Raw genomic sequence first — 345 nt, forward strand, 5'->3', positions numbered from 1 at the left:
CTAGTGGTCCGTCTCATTATTGGTTAACTACTTCTTGGAGCTTGCGGCGCGCTCGGGCGACCTTGGCCAGGATTGACTCGGCGGTCGCGGTCCACACGAACGGGGTGGGGTCCTCGTTGTTGGCCTGCAGGTAGGCCTCGATCGCGGCGATCAGGTCGGGGACCGAGTTGAAGCTGCCGCGGCGCAGTGCCTTGGCGTCGAGGTCCCGGAACCACCGTTCGACCTGGTTGAGCCACGAGGAGGAGGTCGGGATGAAGTGCAGGTGGAACCGCTTGTGGGTGCCCAGCCAGCGCCGCACGTTCTCGTGCTTGTGGGTGCTGTAGTTGTCCAGGATCACGTGGATCG

At 63.8% G+C, this 345-nt stretch carries 1 protein-coding gene; it reads right to left on the reverse strand.

What is annotated here, in order from left to right; genetic code table 11:
- Window positions 1-16: 16 nt before the first annotated feature.
- Window positions 17-345: IS630 family transposase (locus N864_RS23155; protein ID WP_034723246.1), on the reverse strand; the 329-nt coding region annotated here is incomplete at its 5' end.

Origin of the sequence: Intrasporangium chromatireducens Q5-1 (assembly GCF_000576575.1) — a bacterium.
Classification (GTDB): Bacteria; Actinomycetota; Actinomycetes; order Actinomycetales; family Dermatophilaceae; genus Intrasporangium_A; species Intrasporangium_A chromatireducens.